Genomic DNA, 4331 nt, shown 5'->3' on the forward strand with positions numbered 1-4331 from the left:
AGCACCGTGACCTCGGCGCCCTCGTTCGCCTCCGCGATCCGCAGCGCCTGCTCCACGCCGTACTCGTCCAGCTCCGACAGGAGGCCGTCCACGCCCTCCCGGTCGGTGGTGTGGTCGTCCGCGAAACGACGGTCGCCCGTCGCGTCCGGCACGTACTTCACACAGACAACGATCCTCAAGCTCACGGCCTGTCTCCTGTACTGGTCTCGTCCGGCGGCTGCGGCTGTGCAAGCGGGCGCGAACACGGCTCACACCCGCTCCGGGCAGCGGTTTTCCCGTGCCGGTCCGGAACTTCCTGGCAGCATACTCGCCGGTAGCCCAGTGGTCACTACTGGCCAGTAGCTTACGCCCGGAGGGCTGCACGCCGCCTGCGCCCATCCTGCCCCAGCCCGCCCCCGACACCACCCGACGGGGCGGCACATCCTCCGCGAGATTCCGACGGGGCGGCCACCGTCAGGGCGCCGCGAACGACCAACGGCAAACAGGTGACAGAAGACAGATTTCGTCATCTGTCATCCGTCCGTCGTTAGCTGTTCGCTGTTCGCCGTCAGCTGTTCGCCGTCCCCACACCTTGCCCCCGCCCCCGCCCCCGCCGCTCAGACCGCCTGCCCGAGCGCCGCGATCACGTCCGCCTTGCGCGGCATCCCGGCCGCCCGACGTACCACGCGCCCGCCCGCGTCCAGCACGAGCACGGTCGGCGTCCGCAGGATCTCCAGCCGGCGCACCAGCTCCAGCCGCTCCTCGGCGTCCACCTCGACGTGCGCGACACCGTCGACCATGCCGGCCACCTCCGCGAGCACCCGCCGGGTCGCCCGACAGGGCTGGCAGAACGCCGTGGAGAACTGAACGAGCGTCGCCCGCTCCCCCAGCGCCCCGCCCAGCTCCGTCTCCGACAGCCGGACCGTCCCGTCCTTGGTGGGCATCTTCAGCCTCCCGTCACGCCTCACCCGCAGCAGCCCGAGCCCCGTCGCCGCCACCAGCACGGCGACGAACACCACGGGCCCGGCCATCCCCACAGTCTGCGCCAGCCGCGCCCGCACCCCAAAGCCGGATTGTCATAGACAGGTCGACCACAACACCCGGCCCGCGTACCATCGGCGGGTGGATTCCGACCGCCCCTCGCAGCCGCCGCTGCCGACCTCGCGCCGCTACGTCGCCCTGGGCCGGGCCACCACCTCCCGCCGTCGCTGACGCGTCGCCCGCACGCGCCCCCGCCGCAGCCCGTCGCGACCCTCCCGGAGCCAATGTGCAGATCGATCCCCGCGGCCCCCGCTTCGCCGCCGCGCTCAGCTCGGTCGTCCTCGCCGCCGTGCTGATCACCGGCAGCGGCCCGCTCCTCGCCCTCCAGGCCGCCGTCTTCGCGCTCCCCGCCTTCGGCGGCCTGCGGCTCTCCCCCTACGGCTGGCTCTACCGCACCTTCGTCCGCCCCCACCTGGCGCCGCCGACCACGACCGAGGACGAGCGCCCGCCGCGCTTCGCCCAGGGCGTGGGCCTGGTCTTCGCCGCCGTCGGCAGCCTCGGATTCCTCAGCGCCGTACCCTGGCTCGGCCTGCTCACCACCGCGTTCGCCCTGGCCGCGGCGTTCCTCAACGCCGCGTTCGGCTACTGCGCCGGCTGCGAGATGTACCTGCTGATCCGGCGCACCCAGGGCCGCCCGGACGTCACGGCCTGACCGGGTACGAAAAGTTCCCACCGCGATTCATCACGGATATCACACCGCGAATATCCGCTTGACGGCACGGCTCAGGTGACAGGGAGCACTCGTTCGGGGGATCATCTCCGTGTATCACCCGTGACCGCCGCGGCGTGCCGTGCTCCGGTCGGCCCCGCGCAACGGCGCGGGTACCCGCCGTACCGGGCTCCGGCCCGTGGAAGTCAGGACTGACCGTGGCAGAGTTCGTCTACCCGCCGGTGATCGGCGCCGCACTCACCGTCTTCCGTGCGCTCGACGTGCGCATCAAGATCGTGGGTGCCGAGCACATCCCCGCCAAGGGCGGAGCCGTGCTGGTCAGTAACCACATCAGCTACCTGGACTTCCTCTTCGCCGGCCTCGGCGCCTACCGCGGCGGCAAGCGCAAGACCCGCTTCATGGCCAAGGACGACGTCTTCAAGCACAGCGTCTCCGGCCCGCTGATGCGCGGCATGAAGCACATCCCGGTCGACCGGACCGACGGCCAGCCCGCCTACGAGGCCGCGGTGCGCGCCCTCAAGGCCGGCGAGGTCGTCGGGGTGTTCCCCGAAGCGACCATCAGCCGCTCCTTCATGCTGAAGAAGTTCAAGACCGGCGCCGCCCGCATGGCCGCCGACTCCGGCGCCCCGCTGCTGCCCGTCGTCCTGTGGGGCACCCAGCAGCTCTGGACCAAGGGTCGCCCGAAGACCCTGACCAAGCGCCACGTCCCGGTCACCATCATGATCGGCGAGCCGATCCACCTCGGTCCCGACGACAAGCCCGTCATGGTCACCCGCAAGCTGCGCGCCGCGATGGGCGAGATGCTCGACCGCGCCCAGCGCGAGTACCCCGGCAAGCCCGTCGGACCGGACGACAGCTGGTGGCTGCCCACCCACCTGGGCGGCACCGCGCCCACCCTGGAGGTCGCCGAGGCCGAGGACGAGGCGGAGGCCCTCGCCAAGGCCGAGCGCCGCGCCGCCCGGGGCTGAGCCCCTCCCACGCGTACTCCGTGTGGCCGAGCGGACGCGCTCCGGCGCGTGTCGCCCGGCTGCCGACACCTCCCGTCTGACACAGTGACAGCTCCGTTCGGGGGCCTTCGTCCTGAATCGGCGACGGAGCGAAAGTCAAAACGGCCGGAAAGGTCGGAGACGGAGATGACGCGGATGACCGGCACACGGCAGTCACCCACGACCAGGGCCCGCACCCGCGCAAGCGCCGGTGCGGGCCTTCTGCTGCTGGGCACCCTGCTCACCGGCTGCGGCGCCGAACCGGGCGACATCCCGCTCTCCGAGATCCGGCCCGAAACACCCACCGCCACGCCCGAGCCGACCGCCGCCTCCTCGACACCCGGTGTGGCCGGCGCCGTCGATGCCACCGGCGCCGCCGCCGTGACGGCACACAACGGCCTGATCGCCAGCCGGGCGTTCCTCGACCCCGCCCGCACCACCAGCGCCATCATCACCGTCGGCCCCGACGGCAGCGGCGAACACCAGGTCACCCAGCCGCCCGCCCGCACCCGCGACGACCGCCCCGACTGGTCCCCCGACGGCAGCACCATCGCCTTCGACCGCGCCGACCCGCAGACCGGCGCCGCCAGGCTCTGGACGGTCTCCGCGAGCGGCGACGGCGAGCACCAGATCGGCCAGCTCTGCGAGAGCGGCACCGCCGACTGCACCAACGAGGACGAACGCGCCCCCGCCTACTCCCCCGACGGCACGCAGCTCGCGTTCAGCCGTTCCTGGGGCGCCGTCAACCCGGTCGGCAACAACACTCCCCAGATCCAGTACTCCGACCTCTACCTGATGTCCCCGGACGGCACCAACGTCCAGCGCCTCACCTTCCTCACCAACGACAAGCCGTACTCCGGCGAGGTCAGCAACCCCAGCTGGTCCCCCGACGGCACGCAGCTCGCCTTCGAGTACCGCACAGGCGCCAGCGGCCAGCCCGCCAACTCCCGTGCCTTGTACGTGGTGAACGCCGACGGGACGGGCCTGCGCCAGCTCACCCCCTGGGAGCTGCGCGCCGGCGACCGCGCGAGCTGGTCCCCCGACGGCACCCAGATCCTCTTCACCACCTACCCGGCCGGCCCCGAGAACGCCCCCGGCGGCGGCCTCTACACCGTCCACCCCGACGGGACCGCCATCGGCGCTCTCACCCCCGCCCCGTCCGACGCCTACTACGGCGCCGCGTCCTACGCACCCGACGGCCAGTCAATCGTCTTCGCCCAGGCCCCCGCAGGTGCCACCGCCGAGCTCTACAGCATGCGGCCGGACGGCACGGGCGTCGCCCGGCTCACCAACAGCGCCGGCAAATGGCTCAGCCGGCCGAAGTGGGGCACGGCGACGCCCCCCGCTCCCACCACTCCCACCACTCCCACTGCTCCCACCGCGCCCACCGCGCCCACCGCGCCCACCCAGACCCCGGCCCAGACCCCGGCCCAGACACAAGCCCAGCCATCGGCGAACCCCCAGTCGGCGAACCCCCAGGTGGACACACAGGCGCCGGACACCGAGGACGAGGACGAGGACGAGAACTGAGTCCGGAGACTGGCTTCTCGAAGATTCGGTGGAAACGCGAAGAACCCCCATCCGGAATCCGGATGGGGGTTCTTCAGAAGAATTGTTCGGCGGCGTCCTACTCTCCCACAGGGTCCCCCCTGCAG

4 protein-coding genes and 1 pseudogene are annotated in these 4331 nt (G+C 72.0%); 3 read left to right on the forward strand and 2 right to left on the reverse strand.

What is annotated here, in order from left to right; genetic code table 11:
- Positions 1 to 185 (reverse strand): annotated as a pseudogene (locus ACWCXH_RS39640) (electron transfer flavoprotein subunit beta); the annotation flags it as partial.
- A 411-nt stretch (positions 186 to 596) separates the two neighbouring features.
- Entirely contained in the window at positions 597 to 1010 is a 414-nt protein-coding gene (locus ACWCXH_RS39645; RefSeq protein ID WP_449806375.1) for a thioredoxin family protein, read from the reverse strand.
- Between the two features lie 236 nt (positions 1011 to 1246).
- On the opposite strand from ACWCXH_RS39645, the gene ACWCXH_RS39650 reads away from it, so the two are divergent.
- The 3 genes from ACWCXH_RS39650 (at position 1247) to ACWCXH_RS39660 (ending at position 4206) form a co-directional block, all read left to right on the forward strand.
- Entirely contained in the window at positions 1247 to 1672 is a 426-nt protein-coding gene (locus ACWCXH_RS39650) for a DUF4395 domain-containing protein (protein ID WP_449806376.1), read from the forward strand.
- A gap of 215 nt (positions 1673 to 1887) precedes the next feature.
- Positions 1888 to 2658 (forward strand): lysophospholipid acyltransferase family protein, encoded by a 771-nt coding sequence (locus ACWCXH_RS39655; protein WP_449806377.1) that lies wholly within the window; start codon positions 1888 to 1890, stop codon positions 2656 to 2658.
- Positions 2659 to 2832: 174 nt separating this feature from the next.
- Entirely contained in the window at positions 2833 to 4206 is a 1374-nt protein-coding gene (locus ACWCXH_RS39660) for a TolB family protein (protein WP_449806378.1), read from the forward strand.
- The last annotated feature ends 125 nt before the right edge of the window (positions 4207 to 4331 follow it).

The organism is Kitasatospora sp. NPDC001660 (genome assembly GCF_053596725.1).

Excerpts from the sequence above, each read along its gene's own strand:
- ACWCXH_RS39645 (WP_449806375.1), bottom strand. The coding sequence starts at position 1,010 with ATGGCCGGGCCCGTGGTGTTCGTCGCCGTGCTGGTGGCGGCGACGGGG.
- ACWCXH_RS39660 (WP_449806378.1), top strand. The coding sequence starts at position 2,833 with ATGACCGGCACACGGCAGTCACCCACGACCAGGGCCCGCACCCGCGCA.